We start from the raw sequence: 18,080 nt of genomic DNA, 5'->3' as shown, positions 1-18,080 counted from the left end.
TATATGAAGCCAATTGTTGTTGTTACTGGAAAGAATGGTCAGCTTGGATGGGAGTTACAACAGTTGGCTTCTTCTTTTCAAGACAGGTACGAGTTTGTTTTTACGGACAGAACGATGCTTGATTTAGCAGCACCGGAAAGCATTGCTCCATTTTTTGAAAAGATAAGGCCTCAGTTTTTTATAAACTGTGCCGCCTATACTGCAGTAGATAAAGCTGAAGTGGAAAAAGAACTTGCATTAACTATTAATGCTACATCGGTTGGTGAAATTGCTTCCTGCTGTGCTAGGTTTCAGACAAAGCTGATTACCATTTCCACGGATTATGTTTTTGACGGACAAGGTACAGCTCCTTATTCAACTACTACGCCAACCCACCCGGTTAATTATTATGGGAATACCAAAGCCATAGGGGAACAAAAAGCTTTGGAGAATAACCCTAACACGGTAATCATCAGAACTTCCTGGGTGTACAGTACGCATGGGAATAATTTTGTGAAAACCATGTTGCGTTTGATGAAAGAAAGACCTGAGATTAAGGTGGTAGCCGATCAGCAGGGATGTCCTACTTATGCTGCTGATTTAGCAGAAGCCATTATGCAAATTATATCTGCTGCTCAAAAAGGTAACAATGCTGTAGGGATTTTCCATTACAGCAACACTGGCGCAACCACATGGTTTGATTTTGCTTCTACAATTAAAGAATTTGCAGGCCTTACTTGTTCTGTTTTGCCAATTCCTACCGAAGCTTTTCCTACACCTGCAAAAAGACCAGCGTATTCTGTGTTGGACCTACAAAGTATTACCACCGTATTCGGTGTTGAATTGAAAGAATGGAAACGTAGTTTGAAAAACTGTATGGAGCAATTACATGCCTAAGCTAAAATCCCTTACGCTTCAGTATCAATATCCTTCTTTTATTAGAAATAATCCCCAATTGTTGCGATGGGTGTATGGGCTCCATTATTTGACTCAATTACGCAAATGGTATGTGATGCGTGAGTGGAGGTTGCTTTTATTGAGTAAAAAGGCGCCATGTACAATTGTAGATTTTGGATGTGGAGAAGGGCAGTATATTGTTCCGTTTACGAAACAAATTAACAGTGCTACTTTTATTGGAGCCGATTATCATTTGCCTTCTGTTGAGTTGATGAATCAGTTTGGGATTGCTAACCTTTCTGGGCAACTCTTTAATCTTGAAACTGATCAACTAGCTCATATGGTAGATATTGGTTTATGTGTTGGGGTTTTGCAGTATATCTCCGAAGATGAACTTGCGCTGAAAAATATGTATCTGAGTCTAAAAAAGGAAGGTAAGCTCTTATTATACGTGCCCATCAATGGGATCTTTCTCACTAAAGTTTACCCATATATTTTTCAACGATTTGAACAATATGAAAGTGTCAATAATAGAAAGCGGGTATATACTGAAAATGAGCTGCTAGAAAAAGTTGAGAGAGCTGGATTTACGGTTCGTAAAAAAATATACACTTATGGTACAGCAGGTAAGCTAAGTCATGAATTGCTGAATAGTTGTACTACTTTAATTGTCTCTGGTAGTTATCTGTTCAAATCCGTTGCTGGATTTTGCCTTATCCTATTTTACCCCATTATTTTGTTATTGATGATGATGGACTTTATTAGTAAAAAATCTAACGGAAATGGATTGTTGTTGATTCTGGAAAAGTAGAATTGAAAACGTTACACTCCAATTTGCATGAATTGTATCAAAATGCAACTCTTTACGCGGTTTAGTCTTTTACAATATTTTTGTCTAGTTTAAATACATCACCTTGTCTGGCAATGTTAAAGCCAGCCCCCAACACTATTTTTGATGCCTTACTTTTTAAGTTGAGAAGCGGGTTTGTATGATTAAAATGAATAAAATAAATTTTCTTTTTGTCTTCCTGTAGCATCCATTTAAAGCGCTTCATACTTTCAATAACAAAGGGGTGGGGAATTTCATTAATAGGTCTATTATTGATTTCCGTTGCGTCAAAAAAAGTTGCATCAATTAAGGCATAATCTACTTTGCTGACTGACCAATTGACTCCAAGGTCCATTTTGTTCCAAGAAAGCTTTCATTTTGGGCATTGCATAGACAGACTGATTTTTTGCATTGATTGCCTCTTTGCCCAGAAACATTAATCCTGTATAATGTCCTATATGTGCATACTATTTGTGGCGATCCTGCATCCTGGGTTGTTCCTAAAATGACAATGCTTTGCTGTGCTCGTGAAAAACAACTTGAAAAAAGGAAGAATACGAACAAAATTAGTCTAATTGTTTAAAGATATATGAATAGTATGGTTGTCTGTGTTTAAAATAATGAGGAAAATACTTGGTGATATATTAAAGTATTTCATATATTACTATAACCATTTTCATTTTCAAACCCTTCAAATCATTTTATGCAATTAGTCATTTCCAATCTTTCCAAAAGATACCCCAATGGCGTACAGGCACTGAATAATGTAAGTTTTACTATTAAAGAAGGCATGTTTGGTCTGTTAGGGCCAAATGGGGCAGGAAAATCTTCTTTGATGCGAACCATTGCTACACTTCAGGAAGCAGATAGTGGAAGTATTTTTTTAGATGATTTGGATGTATTAAACGATAAGGAGTCGGTAAGGAAAATCCTGGGTTATCTGCCACAGGACTTTGGGGTATATCCTAAAATCAGTTCGGAACAAATGCTGGATCATATAGCCTGCTTAAAGGGAATCAGCAATGCAAAAGAAAGAAAGGAAACAGTTGAGAATCTGCTGAACAGAGTCAATCTATATACTGACCGTAAAAAAAGTCTTGGGACCTATTCGGGAGGTATGAAACAGCGCTTTGGTATTGCTCAGGCACTTCTGGGAAATCCCAAATTAATTATCGTGGATGAGCCTACGGCTGGTTTGGATCCCGCAGAAAGAAACCGTTTTTACAATTTATTAAGCGAAATAGGAAGTAATACGATTGTCATTTTGTCTACGCATATTGTTGAGGATGTAAGAACCTTGTGCAGCGATTTTGCAATTATCTGCAAAGGAGAATTACTCAGACACGATAAACCAGATGATGCAGTAAATGAGTTAGAAGGAAAGATTTTTACCATTTCTGCAGACAAGGCAACTGTTGAGCAAATGAAAGAGCAATATCAGGTTATCAGCGTTCAAATGAAAAGTGGCAGTTTGAGTGTACGTATTTACAGCGATTCTAATCCGGGAAGCAATTTCAGAACTGTTTCGCCCGCATTGGAAGATGTATACTTTCATCAGATTGCTTCTAAAATGGACGTAGCAACCATCTAACCTAACTCAAAAACCATCTTTATGTTTTGGCAAATATTTAAATTTGAGTTGGTCTACCGCTCCAAGAGACCGGCCTCCTATATTTACTTTTTCATTTTCTTCCTGATTGGATTTTTATCCATCGCAACAGGATCAACACCTGCATCGGAGAAAGTATTGCACAATGCTCCCTGGACCATTGCAGAAGGTACCACTTTCTTTAGCATATTAATGATGTTGGTTTGTTCTGCCATTATGGGTGTTCCTTTGTATAGAGATATAGAGCACCAGACAAGACAATATTTTTTTAGTTTTCCAATTACCAAGAGAGGGTATTTCTGGGGCAGATTTTTTGGCTCTTTCTTTTATGTTCTGGTAATTGGTACTGCATTTAACTGGGGTTGTTATGTGGGGGCTTATTTAGGGCCATTAATGGGACAGGTTCCCTCTAACAGGATAGGAGACTTTGGTCTCTGGAATTATTTGGAGCCCGCTTTTTTATATGGTTTTAGTAATCTTTTGATTCCTTCAACTATTTTCTTTGCATTGGTTGCTGTTACTAGGAATGTAAAAGTGGTTTATAGTGCGAGTATTCTATTGTTTATTGGTTATCTGCTTTCTAATTTCCTTGTGCAGGATTTAGAGAGAAGAGAACTGGTGAAATTATTAGACCCTTTTCTCATCAATACTTTTCAGCTGGAAACAAGGTATTTGACACCTTATGAAAAAAATCATTTGGTGCTTCCTTTCACAAAAGTCTTTGTGTATAACCGCTTAATCTGGGTGGGCATTTCAATACTGATAACGTTTATTGCTTATTGGCGATTCAGTTTTACTGCTTTTCTGAATGCTGAAACATCAAAAAATAATGATAAAAAGCAAGCTGCTGAAAATACACCCAAAGGGCATCCGCTTCAGAAAGTTACACAGGATTTTTCGCAAGGGTATATGAGGAGAGTTTGGTGGCGACTTACTAAAATAGAATTTGCCAATATTATCAGGGATAATTATTTCAAAGCAATTCTGCTAGGCGGGTTGATATTTCTGATATTGGATTTTTGGATTGGTAATTCTTTATATGGCGTTTCAGACAGACCCCTGACCATTTTTTTGATGGATTATAAAAGCTATGATTACAATATCTTCATTTTTATCATTCTGCTTTTTTATTCAGGAGAAACCATTCATCGAGAAAAGGCAACGAGATACAATATTATCAACGATGCCATGCCAGTATCCAACGCAGTTTTTCTCTTTTCAAAATTCTGCAGCCTTTTGGGAATCGCTTTTATACTGGTTACGATTCCCATGTTTATTGGGGTATTAATTCAGTTGTTGAAAGGACATACTGACTTTAATTTACCAGTATATCTCATCGAATTATATGTACTGACTTTTCCCGGGTTTATTCAAATGATTCTCTTGTCATTTGCCGTTCATTTGTTAGTGAACAACAAATTTGGCGGACATGGTGCCTCTTTGATTATTTGGGTGAGTCTTTATTTATTAAGGACATTCGGAAAAATGGATTATAATCTGTTCTTCTATTTTTACACACCCAATTATCGCTGGAGTGATATTAATGGAATTGGACATTTCCTTGAACCGCAGTTATGGTTTAATTTTTATTGGATTAGTCTCGGATCTTTGTTAACCATTATTGCTTATTTATTTTATCAACGGGGAATTCCCGGTGGTTTCATAGAGAGATGGAGAATTGCCTCCGGAAGATTCCATGGCGCTCCAAGGGCATGGATAGTTGTACTGTTTCTTTGCTGGGTTGGATCTGGTGCTTTTATCTACTATAATGTAAGCTATCTGAACAATTATATCAGTGATTCCAAGAACAAGAGCAACCTTGCTTTATATGAGACTACCCTAAAAAAATACGAGAAAAAATTACAACCCAAAGTAACCCAGGTGCTCATGCAGGCAGACATTTTTCCTGAAGAAAGAAAAGTAGAAATATATGCCAGGGTTTCTTTGAAAAATAAAAATGCAACTGCTGTTGATTCCTTGCATTTATTAGCAGATGCCAACATTCGATACCGTATTTTGTATAATGGGAAACCACTCTCTTATAGGTCTCCATTGCAGTATAAACATTCTGCTTTCAACTTTTTAAAGAAAGGGAAGGATACGGCTAATTATAGAATTTATGGACTTCCTTCACCCATGCTTCCTGGTGATACGGCTTTGCTTGAAGTATACTCGGTAATTGAAAATAAAGGATTTCCTAATAGTGGATTCTCACGTGAAATTATACATAACGGTACATTTTATGCTGGCGGCATTCCTTCTTTTGGTTATGATCCGGACAGAGAATTGTTTAGTGACGAAGACCGTAAAAAATACAGGTTGCCTAAAAAAGAAGAGGAGTTTCCCAATCAGAATGATCCGCAGGGTAGAGCTACTATGTTGTTTAATGATGATGCAGACTTGATACACTTTGAAGCTACCGTTAGTACATCAAAAGACCAGATAGCTATTGCCCCCGGTTACTTGCAAAATGTTTGGGAAAAGGGAGGAAGGAAATATTTTCAATATATACAGGATACGCCCATTGATTATTTCCTGAGTATTGTTTCTGCCAGGTATGATGTTTTTAAAGATTCAGTTACCATTGCAGGTGGTAAAAAAATAAACATCGAAATCTTCCACGATTCAAAACACAAATTCAACTTAGACAGATTTAATGCAGCCTATAAAGATGGGTTAGCTTATTTCTCTAAGAGTTATGGTAATTTCCAATTTAGGCAAATGCGCCTGATGGAATTCCCCCGATATGCAGGGTTTGCACAAAGCTTCCCAAATACAGTTCCTTTTTCAGAAAGTTTTGGATGGGTAGCAGATTTCAGAGATCCGAATTCTTTTGACTACGTTTATTATGTAACTGCCCATGAATTGGCACATCAGTGGTGGGGGCACCAAGTGGTTCCCAATAAAACAAAGGGATCTAATTTGATTTCAGAAGCCCTTGCTGAATACACCGCCTTGATTCTTACAGAACGTAAATACGGAAAGGACAATATGAAGCGATTCCTGAAAGAAGAGTTGGACGGCTATTTAAGAGGCAGAGCTAATGAGGCTAAAAAGGAAAATACTTTTATCAATTGTAATCGACCTTATCAGTGGTATCAGAAAGGAAGTCTGATTTTGTATGGTTTGCAGGATTTGATTGGATTAGATCAACTAAATAAAGCACTGCATGAATTCAGGGATAGTTTTGCTTTAAAAGAGAATCCGCCTTTTGCTGGAAGCACAGACTTGTATGCATTTATTGATAAGTACACCCCTGATTCAGTAAAGTATTACTTAGTGGATACCTGGAAGAAAATCACGCTTTACGATAACAAGGCAACCAGTGCAAAAGCAGTAAGTGTTGGCAAAGATTTGTATGATGTTACCATTCAGGTAAATACCAATAAGTTTTATGCGGATAGTGCTGGTAAGGAAACGGTTACTAAAATGAATGACTACATTGATATTGGCGTTTTTGCTGCTGAGTCGGTGGATAAATACGGAAGAAAAAAAGTTAACCCTTTGTTCCTTCAGAAATACAAGTTGATGCCCGGGCAAAAGACGATTACGATTAGAGTGAAAGGAAAACCAGTAAAGGCAGGGATTGATCCTTACAATAAATTGATTGATCGAATTCCAGATGATAATACTGTGGATGTAGAGTAGGGAAGGATTGCCTTCGGCAACTTTTCGGGTTGGATTAGCTGCGCTGATCCAACCCGCTTTGCATTACCCAAGAAACTTCGCGCCACGTAAACGCGGCGCTAGTTTTGTTTTTTTACTCGTCCCATTGAGCAAGCTCATGGTGCTCGCATAAAAAACAAAACCCGCAGCTTTTGCTGCGGGTTTCTTGTTGCCCGACCTGGATTCGAACCAAGACATACTGAACCAAAATCAGTTGTACTACCCTTATACTATCAGGCAATCCGACCATTCTTTTGGAATGGGCTGCAAAAATAAGGCGACTATTCAATTGTTCCAAATTTTTTCATTCAAAAAGTGAAAATGAATGCTCAATTCTTACCTTTAAGAGGTCTTTTGCATAGATTATTGAATTTCAAACCCTAATTACTTGTCGATGTTACAAAAATCCCTCCTTATTCTGTTGGTTTGCAGTACCGTTTTGGTTATGAGTTTTACCCTTCAAAAAAGAAAGAAAGTAGTTTTCTTCGGAGACTCCATTACCCAGATGGGTGCTGAACCAGGTGGTTATATCCGTCAGATGGAAGCAATGATAGCCAAGGAAAGCTTGGGGAACCAATATGAATTAATAGGAGCGGGTATCAGTGGGAATAAAGTTACTGACTTGTATTTGCGTTTGGAAAGAGACGTGTTAAGTAAACAACCCGATATAGTTGTAATATATGTTGGCATCAATGATGTTTGGCATAAGCGTTTGGCGGGTACTGGAACTGACTATGTAAAATACACTGAATTCTACGATGCCATTGTAAAAAAGTTACAGGCTGCTGGGGCGAAAGTTGTCGTTTGTACTCCTTCCGTTATAGGAGAAAGAAAAGACAACTCGAATGAGCAAGACGGAGAATTAAATATGTACAGCAACTGGTTAAGACAATACGCCAAAGACAAAAAGTTGTCCTGTGTTGATTTAAGAACTGAGTTTCAAAACTATTTAATTGCCAATAATCCCGCCAATGCAGAGAAAGGTTTATTAACCACCGACCGCGTTCATTTGAACGCAGCCGGCAATGAATTTGTGGCTAAGACAATTTGGAATACTTTGAAAAATGTACAATAGCCTTACTCTATGATTTTTACGAGGAAATAGTTTTTCTTCCCTTTTTGTAACAACAAATATTTGTTTTGCAGTAAGTCGGCAGTGCCAACCGCTGTTTTTTCAGGAGCTATTTTTTCTTTATTAATAGCAACTCCGCCGGCTGCCATTAACTTTTTTGCTTCGCCTTTGCTTGGGGTAACTCCCGTATCAGCCAACAAACTGATTAAATCGTATCCGGCTTCTATTTGACTGCGAGATACTTCAGCAGTAGGCACGCCTTCCATTACTTGTAATAATTGCTTTTCATTTAATGAAGCCAAAGTTTCTGTAGAAGCATTGCCAAACAAGATCTCTGAGGCTTTTACTGCAAATTCATAGTCTTCACGGCTATGTACAAAGCAAGTGATTTCTTCGGCCAGTTTTTTCTGTAAGGTCCTTGTATGTGGGGCTGCAGCATGTTCAGTAATCAGCTGATCAATTTCTTCCTTAGGTAATAAGGTAAATATTTTAATCCACTTGGTAGCATCTTCATCGCTGGCATTTAACCAGAATTGATAGAACTGATATGGGGAAGTTTTTTCAGGATCAAGCCATACATTTCCCTTTTCTGTTTTCCCAAATTTCCCTCCGTCGGCTTTGGTTAATAATGGACAAGTAAAAGCAAATGCTTCTCCACCCGCTTTTCTCCGAATGATTTCGGTGCCAGTTACAATATTGCCCCACTGGTCGCTTCCGCCCATTTGGAGTTTGCAGTTTTTATTTTGGTATAACCAATAGAAGTCGTATCCCTGTATCAGCTGATAAGTAAATTCGGTAAAACTCATGCCATTATTTCCTTCCAGGCGCTTGCGAACACTGTCTTTGCTCATCATGTAGTTAACCGTGATATGCTTACCTACGTCTCTGATAAAATTCAGAAAACTGAAGTCTTTGAACCAGTCGTAGTTGTTCACCATTTCAGCTTTATTGGGGGCGTCAGAGGTGAAATCCAGAAACTTGCTCAATTGTTTTTTTATGCCTTCCAGATTGTGCTGCAAAGTTTCCTCACTTAACAAATTTCTTTCCTCACTTTTAAAGCTTGGATCACCAATCATTCCGGTTGCCCCACCTACTAATGCAAAAGGTTTATGTCCTGCTTTCTGTAAATGCACCAATAATAAAATGGGGACCAGGCTACCAATATGCAAACTATCGGAAGTAGGATCAAATCCTATATAGCCGGAAACCATTTCCTTATTTAATAAATCTTCTGTGCCAGGCATTATATCCTGCAACATGCCTCTCCAGCGTAATTCTTCCACTAAACTCATTTCAAAAGTATTTGAGGGGCAAATGTACAAAAGTTAGACTCAATTGACCAATGCGCTACCTTTGCCTGATAATCATCAGACATGAAAAGTGTAGGGGACGGAACTAGGGCGTTAAATTTTTTTATTGATACGATAATCATTACCATTCTAGCAATCTTGCTTTTCAAGTGGTATAACTTTTATGTGATGTACTGGGGTTATACTCCTTTTCATTTTGGATGGTTTTTCTTTCCTGTGATGTTTACCTATTACTTTTTATTTGAATTAATCTTTTTGAAAACGCCCGGAAAATGGCTGACCTATTCAAGAGTGATGGCCAAAAATGGTAAACGTCCCAATTGGTATATGATTGGCTTTAGAAGTCTGCTGCGCCTGACATTAATTGATTTGTTCTTCAGTCCCTTTCTGGGTGGTCCTTTACACGATTTTGCCAGTGCAACCACGGTTGTGGAGGATTCAGACAAATAATTGATTTCGTAAATCGCAACAACGGGGCTGTTCAATTGTAATAACTTTGCAACTCAATTTGAATAGAACGTATGGCAAAGATTGGAATAAATATAGCAACCGGAAGTTTGCAACAAGAAGAAGTAATTGTTGGAATAGACCTGGGCACAACCAATAGTTTGGTGGCCATTATTCATCCGGAAAGCAAGCAGCCAGTTGCATTGCGGGAGCACAATAGCAGCAGTTTGGTGCCAAGTGTAGTTCACTTTGATGCATTGGGTAATGCCGAAGTAGGGGAACAGGCAAAAGCCTATCTGGAAACCGATCCTTCCAATACCATTTTCTCTGCTAAAAGATTAATGGGGAAGAGCTATAAAGATGTGAAGGAAAATGCGGGGTTCTTTACTTACAAAGTAATTGATGACGATACCGATAGCCTGGTGAAAGTGCAGATAGGCGATCGTTTTTATTCTCCTATTGAATTGAGTTCTTTCATTTTGAAAGAACTTAAATCAAGAGCAGAACATATTCTTAAGACACCAGTGAATAAGGCTGTTATAACAGTTCCAGCTTATTTTAATGATGCTCAGCGTCAGGCAACCAGAGATGCGGGTAAGCTGGCTGGATTAGACGTGTTGCGGATTGTGAACGAGCCTACCGCAGCCAGCCTGGCTTACGGATTGGGTGTTCATAAAGACGATAACAAAACAATTGCAGTATACGATTTAGGAGGAGGAACTTTTGATGTTTCCATACTTCAGATTAACAATGGCATTTTTGAAGTTTTAAGTACCAACGGAGATACTTACCTCGGAGGAGATGATTTTGACAGAGCTATTATGGAATTCTGGTTAAAGCAAATTGAAGTTCCATTCAGCGCTGTTCAAAATGACAAAGCGGTGTTGCAGTCGCTTCGATTATTGGCTGAAGAAGCAAAAAAGACCTTGAGTCAACAAGAAAATTTTGCAACAGATTGGAGCGGTTACCAAGTGCGTATTAGCCGTTCCGAATTCAATCAGTGTTTAATCCCCCTGGTAAATAAAACCATCGAATGTTGCGCAAAAGCCTTATCGGATGCAGGATTGCAAACGGCCGATATTGATTCTGTTATCATGGTAGGTGGAAGTACCCGAGTGCCATTGGTGAAAGATAAAGTGAGCGAATACTTTGGTAAAACTGTAAATGATTCAGTAAATCCGGATGAAGTGGTAGCCATTGGAGCTGCGGTTCAGGCAGATATTTTAGCAGGCAATAACAAAGATTTTTTATTGTTGGACATTACCCCTTTGAGTTTGGGTATTGAGACCATGGGGGGATTAATGGATGTTTTAATTCCGAGAAACGCTAAAATTCCTAATAGGGCTTCTCGCCAATACACTACCCAAAAAGATGGGCAGGGATCTATGCGTATTTCTGTATTTCAAGGGGAGAGAGATTTGGTGCAACACAATCGCAAACTCGCTGAATTTAATTTCAAAGGAATTCCTGGTATGCCCGCTGGTATGCCTAAAGTAGAAGTGAGTTTTCTTATCAACGCAGATGGGATTTTATCGGTTACAGCCAAGGAACTGAGAAGTGGAGTAGAACAAAGTATTGAAGTGAAACCTCAGTACGGATTAACCGATGCAGAAGTAGAGCAAATGCTGATGGACAGTATTACGCACGCAAAAGATGATATGCAAACAAGGGCATTGGTTGAAGCTAGAACAGAAGCAGAACAGATTCTTTCTGTTACGGAAAAATTCATAGCTAAAAATGCTTCGCTATTAACAAAAGAGGAAATGATTGCTACGGCTAGTGCTATGCAAAATCTGCAGATGGCATTAACCATGAATGATAAAAATTTAATACAGACTAAGATTGAAGAGTTGAATGAAATTAGCAGACCTTTTGCAGAAAGGGCCATGGATCAAGCGGTGAGTGGGGCTTTAAAGGGCAAGCAGATCTAAGCATTCATGCTTTAGAAATTGAATAGTAATAACTTTTAACGGGTTTATTTTATTGAGAAATTAATTCATTCAAACTTATATGTTCACTGGTATTATAGAAAGTCTGGGTGTTATAGAATCGGTTCAGCATAGTGGCTCCAACGTAACTTTCACTTTGAGAGCTTCTATTGCTCCAGAATTAAAAGTGGATCAAAGTTTGGCCCATGATGGTGTTTGTTTGACAGTCGAGAAAATAGAAGGGGATTTGTATCAGGTGACGGCCATTGAAGAAACCATACGTAAGACGAATCTGGCGCAGTGGAAAAAAGGGAAAAAAGTGAATCTGGAGCGTTGCATGAAGATGAATGGTCGATTAGATGGTCATATTGTGCAAGGGCATGTGGATGGAATAGCAACCTGTGTTGAAGTTAAAAACGGGGAAGGAAGCTGGGAATACCGGTTTGAATTTGATTCGGCTTTTGCTGCGCTGGTCATTGAGAAAGGATCCATTGCGGTTAATGGCACCAGCCTTACTTGTTTTGAGGTTGGCGCCAATACTTTTAAAGTTGCCATTATCCCTTATACCTATGAGCATACCAGTATTCAGGATGTAACTATAGGGGATAAGGTAAATATTGAGTTTGATATACTTGGCAAATACGTGCAGAGGGCGATCGCCGTAAAAAATGATAAATATTTTGTCAATTAATTCCGGCGACTTATCTTCGCCGCCTAAAAATAACCTGAGGAGGTATATAAGCTATGTTAATTATCGATTCTAAAGACTGCGAAAACATCGACAAGGCACTGAAAAAGTACAAGAAGAAATTCGAGAAAAGTAAGACTTTGTTGCAGTTGAGAGAGCGTCAAGCATTCACCAAGCCGTCAGTTGTACGTCGTGGTCAAGTGTTGAAAGCTATCTACAAGCAGCAGATCGCTAGCGGAAAGATCGAGGGATAATATTTCCCTTCTATCATACGATTAAGTAGTGTAGATTCGTTGTAATCTGGACTACTTTTTTTATGCCCATACCTCAATATCCCGAAATACAGGAGTTTTTGAACTATCTCAAGTTCGAACGGAGGTACTCTTTACACACTTTAGAAGCTTACCAGCTCGATCTGGAACAGTTTTCTCAATATCTGTCAAGTCAGTTTGAAAGTCCCGGATTAAACAGTATCAGTGCCTCAATGGTCCGCTCTTGGTTAGCGGAAATGAAGTCCGATGAGATTTCTTCCCGATCCATCAACCGGAAAATATCCAGTTTAAAATCCTTTTTTAAATATTTACTGAAAGTCGGTTGCTTGAAAGCAACCCCGATGACAGCGGTTGTTTCTCCCAAAACCCAAAAAAGATTGCCAGTATACATAGAAAAAAAGCAGCTGGAGGATTTGTTTTTGTACATGCCTTTTTCTGATGATTGGAAAGGGAAAACGGAACGATTGATATTATTGCTTTTTTACAGTACCGGTATGCGGTTAAGTGAGCTGATCAACTTAAAACCAGGGCAGATTGATTTTGCGAATGCTCAGGTTAAAGTGCTTGGGAAAGGTAATAAAGAGCGCATTATTCCTGCTTCTGCAGACCTGATGGATCAATTAAAAAATTATTTGGCTGAACGGCCTCTTGAAGCTTTGCCGGATAGCCCTCTTTTTGTAAACGAAGCAGGGAAGCCGCTTCATAGCAGAACCGTATACGGATGGGTTAATGCCCGTTTGAAACAGATTACCACTATTGATAAAAAAAGTCCTCACGTGTTGCGCCATAGCTTTGCTACCCATTTAATGAATAACGGAGCAGACATAAACGCAGTGAAGTCTTTGTTGGGTCACAGCAGTCTTGCTGCCACACAGGTTTATACCCATAATACCATTGAGCAACTGAAGAAAGTTTACCAGAAAGCACATCCCAAAGCGTAGCTGTTAAAATTCCAGTAAAATTATCGTCAGCCTATTGTTTTGCTAAACTAATTTGATTAACTTAATGGTCCTGTTAACGGGTTCTTTTTTAACAGGCAGTTCTTTTCAATTTATTGTTTCACCGATTAAATGTTTAACCATGAACGTTAACATTCAAACTGTCCATTTTGATGCAGATGAAAAACTAGTAGAGTTCGTAACAAAGAAACTGGCCAAGCTGCCTACGTTTCACGACAAGATTCTCAAAGTGGATGTATTCTTGAAACTGGATAATGTGGTTCACAACATCAAAGACAAAGTGGCTGAGATTAAAGTGCATGTACCCAAACATGAATTCTTTGTCAAGTCGTCTTCCAAGTCTTTTGAAGAATCATTTGAAAGTGCCTTAGATTCTCTAATCAATCAAATTAAACGTAAAAAAGAAAAATTAGCCGCCTAAAATCAAGCTCCCCATCGGGGAGCTTTTTTGTTTTATACCTGATTCCTTTGCACAAGCATAAAATTTTGCATACCAAAACTGTTCAAAGCCAGCGCCAGCGTTCTGCTGAAAGCTAGCTTCTTTTACTAGAAGATGACCCGAAAAGGCCTGATTTTACTGATGTTGAAAAAAATGAGGCAAATTCATCAAAAAAAATCTTTGCAAAATTTTGCCAAATAAAGATTTCCATTACCTTTGCCATCCCAAAAAATAGGGAAGTTCTTTTTTTGCCGAAGTAGCTCAGTTGGTAGAGCAGCTGATTTGTAATCAGCAGGTCGCGGGTTCGAGTCCCATCTTCGGCTCTCATTGTATGCAGATTCAGCATTGCTGAAATCGGCTCAATAAACACGGGCAGATGGCCGAGTGGTTAAAGGCGACAGACTGTAAATCTGTTCACTCACGTGTACGTAGGTTCGAACCCTACTCTGCCCACATTTCATCGCAGGATGAAAGTTCTTTTTTTATGGTTAAGCGGAAGTAGCTCAATTGGTAGAGCGATAGCCTTCCAAGCTATAGGTCGCGAGTTCGACCCTCGTCTTCCGCTCCATTTTTTTTGAGTCTGCCGTTGTAGCTCAGTGGTAGAGCACTTCCTTGGTAGGGAAGAGGTCGTGAGTTCGATTCTCACTAACGGCTCTGCACTCAGACGAAAGACTTGAAATTAATTCCCTGGTGATATCCCGTTCAAATGGATTTGTCAGGAATGAATAGGATAGGTGAGAAAGAAGAAAAAACATTGCCTGAGGGAGGGCAGCGATATAAATTTTTAAAAACACAACTAAAAACCGATACAAATGGCAAAAGAGACCTTTAAGAGGGAAAAACCTCACGTAAACGTAGGTACCATTGGTCACGTTGACCATGGTAAAACTACTTTGACTGCAGCTATTACCATTACCTTATCTAAGAAAGGTATGGGTAACGTTGCTAAGAAATATGATGAAATCGACGGTGCTCCTGAAGAAAGAGAGCGTGGTATTACCATCAATACTGCTCACGTTGAGTATCAAACCGAAAATCGTCACTATGCGCACGTAGACTGTCCAGGTCACGCTGACTATGTGAAGAACATGATTACTGGTGCTGCTCAAATGGACGGTGCTATTTTAGTTGTGGCTGCTACAGATGGTCCTATGCCTCAAACCAAAGAGCATATCTTGTTGGCTCGTCAGGTAGGTGTACCTCGTATCGTGGTATTCATGAACAAGGTTGACCTTGTTGATGATCCTGAATTACTTGAACTAGTAGAAATGGAAATCCGTGAGCTATTAACTTCTTATGGATTTGACGGAGATAATACCCCAATCATCCAGGGTTCTGCAACTGGTGCACTAGCTGAAGATCCAAAGTGGGTTGGTAAAATTGACGAATTAATGGAAGCTGTAGATACTTACATTCCATTGCCTCCTCGTCCAATTGATATGCCTTTCTTGATGTCTGTAGAAGACGTGTTCTCAATTACAGGTCGTGGTACTGTTGCTACTGGTCGTATTGAGCGTGGTATCATCAAAGTAGGTGAAGCTGTTGAAATCGTAGGTTTAATGGAGTCTCCATTATCTTCTACTGTAACTGGTGTTGAAATGTTCAAGAAATTATTGGACGAAGGTCAGGCTGGTGACAACGCAGGTTTATTGTTACGTGGTATTGAAAAGAAAGATATCCGTCGTGGTATGGTTATCTGTAAGCCAGGTTCAATTACTCCTCACACTGATTTCAAAGGTGAAGTATACGTACTAAGCAAGGAAGAAGGTGGACGTCACACTCCATTCTTTAACAAATATCGTCCTCAGTTCTACTTCAGAACTACAGACGTAACAGGTGAAGTTACTTTACCAGAAGGAACTGAAATGGTTATGCCTGGTGATAACATCAACTTGACTGTTAAATTGATTCAGCCAATCGCGATGGAAAAAGGTTTGAAGTTCGCGATCCGTGAAGGTGGCCGTACCGTAGGTGCTGGTCAGGTAACTGAAATCCTTAAGTAATTTGTAAATAAGCCTTAGGGCTTTAAGCAAAAAACTATATCTTTACAGAACAAAGTACTTAGCATCCGCTAGGTACTTTGTTTGTAAAAAGAAGTCTAAAAACGGGCATGGTGCAACGGTAGCATACGGGTCTCCAAAACCTTTGATCTGGGTTCGAATCCTAGTGCCCGTGCAAAAATCGTTCACTGAACAAACGATCAACACGGAAATGAATAAGATAGCATTATACTTTAAAGAAAGCTACCAGGAATTACTGGAGAAAGTGACCTGGCCAACCTGGTTACAATTACAGCAAAGCACGGTTATTGTGTTGGTAGCTACGGTTATTATCACAGCCATGGTTTGGGTAATGGATTTTTCAAGCAACCAATTGTTAAAGTTAGTTTACTCATTATTCAAGTAATCCCATCATGGAAGTAGCAGAAAAAATGCAGACCAGCGAATTACCACAGCAAGAAACCAAATGGTACGTATTGCGTGTAGTGAGCGGTAAGGAAAGAAAAGTGAAGGAATACCTTGACAAAGATGTTATCAGAAACGGATGGCAGGATATCATCAAGCAGATTTTCTTACCAATGGAAAAAGTATATAAGGTTCAGAATGGTAAGAAAGTAATGCGTGAGAAGAACTATTTCCCCGGATATGTGATGATGGAAGTGTTAGACGGGAAGTTGAATGATGATATGGTTCAGCATATTAGCAACATCAGCAATGTTATGCACTTCCTAACAGATGGTAAGGGATCTAAAGGACAAATTATCTCATTACGCAAGTCTGAAGTTAATAAGATGCTGGGTAAGGTAGATGAAATGAATGATATGGGTGTAACCATGAGTGAGCCTTTCATTGTTGGTGAAACTATTAAGATTATTGAAGGACCTTTCAATGACTTCAATGGCGTAATTGAAGAAGTGAATGATGAAAAGAAAAAGCTGAAAGTAACGGTTAAAATCTTCGGTCGTTCAACACCAGTAGAACTAAGCTACATGCAGGTTGAAAAAATAGCATAATTTATTTTTACAATATTTATAAGGCCACTGCGTTTACGTAGTGGCTTTTTAATTTATATTTAATCAGTATCAATAAATTATATAGCTTTAACGAATAATTTATATATGCGCGTTGCTCACCTGATTATCACTTATACCAGTCCGTTTCAAACGGAGCGTATGATTCAGCGGATGCAACATCCTGAATTTGATTTCTATATTCATGTGGATGCTAAATTTCCACTGGAATCTCATGATAATTTAAAGAAGTACCCCAATGTATATTTTATCCAGAATAGGGTAGATGTTCAGTGGGCTGCTTATAGTACCATTCAGGCTGAATTTAATGGATTGCAGGAAATTTTGGATTCTGCAAGAACCTATGATTTTATCAGTTTAATGAGTGGTCAAGACTATCCTATAAAAACGACTGAGCAGATGCAGTCTTTTTTTGATGAAAGAAAAGGGAAATTGTTGCTAAAATACCGGGCGTTCAGCGGTGAGTGGGAAGAGGGAATGAAAAGGGTTAATAAATACCATATGACCGACTTTCGTTTCAAAGGGCAATTTCTGTTAGAGAAACTGATAAACTTTTTTGTTAAAAGAACGGACCAGCCTAAGGGCATGAAATTTTATGGTAGTTCTATGTTTTGGGCAATTAGTCCTGAAGCGGCTGAATATGTATTGAAAACAGTTGACCGGGTTCCCAAAATGCGTCGTTTTTTCAAATATTCATGGGCACCTGATGAGTTCTTGTTTCAGACAATATTACTGAATTCACCTTTTGCCAGTAAGGTGATAAATGAGAATTGTCACTATTACAAACATCCCCCTCAAACACCTAGTCCTAAAACATTTGATAGTTCCGACTTTGATGATATTATTGCTTCTGATCGTTTATACGCCAGAAAATTTGATATGGCAAAAGCCCCTGAATTGTTAGACAGAATTGATAATTTTTTGACAGCAAAAACTCTAGATTGATATTATCCA

Annotated in this window: 17 protein-coding genes and 6 tRNA genes; 20 read left to right on the top strand and 3 right to left on the bottom strand. The window is 38.7% G+C overall.

The window, feature by feature from the left end; all coding sequences use genetic code 11:
• Positions 1-3 precede the first annotated feature (3 nt).
• Both rfbD and TEGAF0_RS05565 read left to right on the top strand, forming a co-directional pair.
• Positions 4-876: a dTDP-4-dehydrorhamnose reductase gene (gene rfbD / locus TEGAF0_RS05570; RefSeq protein WP_264900723.1), complete on the top strand. Its 873-nt coding sequence runs from the start codon at positions 4-6 to the stop codon at positions 874-876.
• Positions 869-1,687, top strand: a complete 819-nt coding sequence (locus tag TEGAF0_RS05565; protein ID WP_264900722.1) for a class I SAM-dependent methyltransferase — start codon at positions 869-871, stop codon at positions 1,685-1,687. The genes rfbD and TEGAF0_RS05565 overlap by 8 nt, the downstream gene beginning before the upstream one ends.
• A 61-nt stretch (positions 1,688-1,748) precedes the next feature.
• Here the strand turns inward: TEGAF0_RS05565 and TEGAF0_RS05560 are convergent, their stop codons facing one another.
• Positions 1,749-2,060 (bottom strand): hypothetical protein, encoded by a 312-nt coding sequence (locus TEGAF0_RS05560; protein ID WP_264900721.1) that lies wholly within the window; start codon positions 2,058-2,060, stop codon positions 1,749-1,751.
• A 348-nt stretch (positions 2,061-2,408) separates the two neighbouring features.
• On the opposite strand from TEGAF0_RS05560, the gene TEGAF0_RS05555 reads away from it, so the two are divergent.
• Together TEGAF0_RS05555 and TEGAF0_RS05550 are read left to right on the top strand one after the other, a co-directional pair.
• Positions 2,409-3,296: an ABC transporter ATP-binding protein gene (locus TEGAF0_RS05555; protein WP_264900720.1), complete on the top strand. Its 888-nt coding sequence runs from the start codon at positions 2,409-2,411 to the stop codon at positions 3,294-3,296.
• A gap of 21 nt (positions 3,297-3,317) precedes the next feature.
• Positions 3,318-6,962: an ABC transporter permease/M1 family aminopeptidase gene (locus tag TEGAF0_RS05550; RefSeq protein WP_264900719.1), complete on the top strand. Its 3,645-nt coding sequence runs from the start codon at positions 3,318-3,320 to the stop codon at positions 6,960-6,962.
• 187 nt (positions 6,963-7,149) lie between these two features.
• Here TEGAF0_RS05550 and TEGAF0_RS05545 read toward each other — a convergent pair.
• Positions 7,150-7,220 (bottom strand) — tRNA-Gln (locus TEGAF0_RS05545).
• Positions 7,221-7,374: 154 nt separating this feature from the next.
• Between TEGAF0_RS05545 and TEGAF0_RS05540 the strand changes: the two genes are divergently transcribed.
• A complete protein-coding gene (locus tag TEGAF0_RS05540) occupies positions 7,375-8,055 on the top strand; it encodes an SGNH/GDSL hydrolase family protein (RefSeq protein WP_264900718.1) in 681 nt (226 codons plus the stop codon).
• Positions 8,056-8,057: 2 nt separating this feature from the next.
• Here the strand turns inward: TEGAF0_RS05540 and tyrS are convergent, their stop codons facing one another.
• On the bottom strand, positions 8,058-9,344 hold the full coding sequence (gene tyrS, locus TEGAF0_RS05535; protein ID WP_264900716.1) for a tyrosine--tRNA ligase: 1,287 nt from the start codon (positions 9,342-9,344) through the stop codon (positions 8,058-8,060).
• Positions 9,345-9,425: 81 nt separating this feature from the next.
• On the opposite strand from tyrS, the gene TEGAF0_RS05530 reads away from it, so the two are divergent.
• The 15 genes from TEGAF0_RS05530 to TEGAF0_RS05460 all read left to right on the top strand — a co-directional run bounded on the left by TEGAF0_RS05530 (position 9,426) and on the right by TEGAF0_RS05460 (position 18,071).
• A complete protein-coding gene (locus tag TEGAF0_RS05530) occupies positions 9,426-9,812 on the top strand; it encodes an RDD family protein (protein WP_264900714.1) in 387 nt (128 codons plus the stop codon).
• A gap of 71 nt (positions 9,813-9,883) precedes the next feature.
• On the top strand, positions 9,884-11,740 hold the full coding sequence (gene hscA, locus TEGAF0_RS05525; protein WP_264900713.1) for a Fe-S protein assembly chaperone HscA: 1,857 nt from the start codon (positions 9,884-9,886) through the stop codon (positions 11,738-11,740).
• 79 nt (positions 11,741-11,819) lie between these two features.
• A complete protein-coding gene (locus TEGAF0_RS05520; RefSeq protein WP_264900712.1) occupies positions 11,820-12,428 on the top strand; it encodes a riboflavin synthase in 609 nt (202 codons plus the stop codon).
• Between the two features lie 53 nt (positions 12,429-12,481).
• Positions 12,482-12,679, top strand: coding sequence for a 30S ribosomal protein S21 (gene rpsU / locus TEGAF0_RS05515; protein WP_026752269.1), 198 nt, complete (start codon positions 12,482-12,484; stop codon positions 12,677-12,679).
• Positions 12,680-12,741: 62 nt separating this feature from the next.
• Positions 12,742-13,638 carry a tyrosine-type recombinase/integrase gene (locus tag TEGAF0_RS05510; RefSeq protein ID WP_264900708.1) on the top strand — a complete coding sequence of 299 codons (897 nt, stop codon included), beginning with the start codon at positions 12,742-12,744 and terminating at the stop codon, positions 13,636-13,638.
• A gap of 139 nt (positions 13,639-13,777) precedes the next feature.
• Positions 13,778-14,077 carry a ribosome hibernation-promoting factor, HPF/YfiA family gene (gene hpf, locus TEGAF0_RS05505; RefSeq protein ID WP_264900706.1) on the top strand — a complete coding sequence of 100 codons (300 nt, stop codon included), beginning with the start codon at positions 13,778-13,780 and terminating at the stop codon, positions 14,075-14,077.
• Positions 14,078-14,345: 268 nt separating this feature from the next.
• Positions 14,346-14,418 (top strand) — tRNA-Thr (locus tag TEGAF0_RS05500).
• Positions 14,419-14,465: 47 nt separating this feature from the next.
• Positions 14,466-14,548, top strand: a tRNA-Tyr gene (locus tag TEGAF0_RS05495).
• 39 nt (positions 14,549-14,587) lie between these two features.
• Positions 14,588-14,663: transfer RNA gene (locus TEGAF0_RS05490), tRNA-Gly, on the top strand.
• 14 nt (positions 14,664-14,677) lie between these two features.
• A tRNA-Thr gene (locus TEGAF0_RS05485) sits at positions 14,678-14,749 on the top strand.
• Between the two features lie 158 nt (positions 14,750-14,907).
• Positions 14,908-16,098, top strand: a complete 1,191-nt coding sequence (tuf, locus tag TEGAF0_RS05480) for an elongation factor Tu (protein WP_264900704.1) — start codon at positions 14,908-14,910, stop codon at positions 16,096-16,098.
• Positions 16,099-16,199: 101 nt separating this feature from the next.
• Positions 16,200-16,270: transfer RNA gene (locus TEGAF0_RS05475), tRNA-Trp, on the top strand.
• Between the two features lie 36 nt (positions 16,271-16,306).
• Entirely contained in the window at positions 16,307-16,501 is a 195-nt protein-coding gene (gene secE, locus TEGAF0_RS05470; protein ID WP_264900703.1) for a preprotein translocase subunit SecE, read from the top strand.
• Between the two features lie 7 nt (positions 16,502-16,508).
• Complete coding sequence (gene nusG / locus TEGAF0_RS05465) at positions 16,509-17,108, top strand: transcription termination/antitermination protein NusG (RefSeq protein WP_264900702.1); 600 nt, start codon at positions 16,509-16,511, stop codon at positions 17,106-17,108.
• 105 nt (positions 17,109-17,213) lie between these two features.
• Positions 17,214-18,071, top strand: a complete 858-nt coding sequence (locus TEGAF0_RS05460; protein WP_264900701.1) for a beta-1,6-N-acetylglucosaminyltransferase — start codon at positions 17,214-17,216, stop codon at positions 18,069-18,071.
• Positions 18,072-18,080 lie beyond the last annotated feature (9 nt).

The organism is Sediminibacterium sp. TEGAF015 (genome assembly GCF_025997995.1).
Lineage (GTDB): Bacteria > Bacteroidota > Bacteroidia > Chitinophagales > Chitinophagaceae > Sediminibacterium.
Note: the sequence above shows the minus strand (reverse complement) of the source record. Positions and strands in the feature narration are given on the sequence as shown.

Bases quoted from the DNA above. Each gene is read 5' to 3' on its own strand.
- rfbD (WP_264900723.1), top strand. From the start codon at position 4: ATGAAGCCAATTGTTGTTGTTACTGGAAAGAATGGTCAGCTTGGATGG.
- TEGAF0_RS05565 (WP_264900722.1), top strand. From the start codon at position 869: ATGCCTAAGCTAAAATCCCTTACGCTTCAGTATCAATATCCTTCTTTT.
- TEGAF0_RS05560 (WP_264900721.1), bottom strand. From the start codon at position 2,060: ATGGACCTTGGAGTCAATTGGTCAGTCAGCAAAGTAGATTATGCCTTA.
- TEGAF0_RS05555 (WP_264900720.1), top strand. From the start codon at position 2,409: ATGCAATTAGTCATTTCCAATCTTTCCAAAAGATACCCCAATGGCGTA.
- TEGAF0_RS05550 (WP_264900719.1), top strand. From the start codon at position 3,318: ATGTTTTGGCAAATATTTAAATTTGAGTTGGTCTACCGCTCCAAGAGA.
- TEGAF0_RS05540 (WP_264900718.1), top strand. From the start codon at position 7,375: ATGTTACAAAAATCCCTCCTTATTCTGTTGGTTTGCAGTACCGTTTTG.
- tyrS (WP_264900716.1), bottom strand. From the start codon at position 9,344: ATGAGTTTAGTGGAAGAATTACGCTGGAGAGGCATGTTGCAGGATATA.
- TEGAF0_RS05530 (WP_264900714.1), top strand. From the start codon at position 9,426: ATGAAAAGTGTAGGGGACGGAACTAGGGCGTTAAATTTTTTTATTGAT.
- hscA (WP_264900713.1), top strand. From the start codon at position 9,884: ATGGCAAAGATTGGAATAAATATAGCAACCGGAAGTTTGCAACAAGAA.
- TEGAF0_RS05520 (WP_264900712.1), top strand. From the start codon at position 11,820: ATGTTCACTGGTATTATAGAAAGTCTGGGTGTTATAGAATCGGTTCAG.
- rpsU (WP_026752269.1), top strand. From the start codon at position 12,482: ATGTTAATTATCGATTCTAAAGACTGCGAAAACATCGACAAGGCACTG.
- TEGAF0_RS05510 (WP_264900708.1), top strand. From the start codon at position 12,742: ATGCCCATACCTCAATATCCCGAAATACAGGAGTTTTTGAACTATCTC.
- hpf (WP_264900706.1), top strand. From the start codon at position 13,778: ATGAACGTTAACATTCAAACTGTCCATTTTGATGCAGATGAAAAACTA.
- tuf (WP_264900704.1), top strand. From the start codon at position 14,908: ATGGCAAAAGAGACCTTTAAGAGGGAAAAACCTCACGTAAACGTAGGT.
- secE (WP_264900703.1), top strand. From the start codon at position 16,307: ATGAATAAGATAGCATTATACTTTAAAGAAAGCTACCAGGAATTACTG.
- nusG (WP_264900702.1), top strand. From the start codon at position 16,509: ATGGAAGTAGCAGAAAAAATGCAGACCAGCGAATTACCACAGCAAGAA.
- TEGAF0_RS05460 (WP_264900701.1), top strand. From the start codon at position 17,214: ATGCGCGTTGCTCACCTGATTATCACTTATACCAGTCCGTTTCAAACG.